The sequence below is a fragment of the Proteus sp. fly-1067 genome (assembly GCF_040139345.1).
Classification (GTDB): Bacteria; Pseudomonadota; Gammaproteobacteria; order Enterobacterales; family Enterobacteriaceae; genus Proteus; species Proteus vulgaris_B.
Window position 1 is genome coordinate 292 of record NZ_JBEEUL010000066.1, and the last position, 553, is coordinate 844.

Sequence of the window (553 nt, forward strand, 5' to 3'; positions counted from 1 at the left end):
GGGGATACTTAACAATGTAAATACCCCTGCACCTAACGCAGTATAGTCGCCATCGCCTACCTTACGCAGCTGCTCAACAAACTTAATGATCCCTGAAAGGGATACCAGTAGGAACAAGGTCATTAAAATAGAGTTGAGGATCGTGCGTCCAATATATCTGTCTAAAACACCAAACATTAGGCAGCCCCTCTATTAAATCTGACACGTAAACGGCGCATTGGTACGGTATTCCATAAGTTAAGAATTACCGCAAGAGCAAGGTAACCTAAGTTAACCGCCCATAAGGCATATTTCGGGTCGACATCACCTTTTTCTGCACTGTTGCGTAGCGTACTTTGTAACAGAAAGAATATAAGATACAACAACATCGCAGGGAGCATACTAAGCACTCTCCCCTGACGAGGGTTGACTTCACTAAGAGGTACAACCATCAGTGCCATTACCACCACAGAGAATACGATGGTTAAACGCCAATGAAATTCTGCATTCGAGTCAGGATCATTGGCTTTCCAAAGCTCGAACATCGTTTTCTGTTCAACTTTGTCATTACTGG

The 553-nt window shown here is 43.6% G+C and carries 1 protein-coding gene and 1 pseudogene; both read right to left on the reverse strand.

Going from position 1 to position 553, the window contains the following annotated elements:
- Window positions 1–177, reverse strand: a pseudogene (locus tag ABN217_RS19130) (LptF/LptG family permease); the annotation flags it as partial.
- Window positions 177–553, reverse strand: a 377-nt coding sequence (locus ABN217_RS19135; protein ID WP_349459835.1) for an LptF/LptG family permease, incomplete at its 5' end; no start/stop codon positions are given. The gene ABN217_RS19135 and the pseudogene ABN217_RS19130, both read right to left, overlap by 1 nt.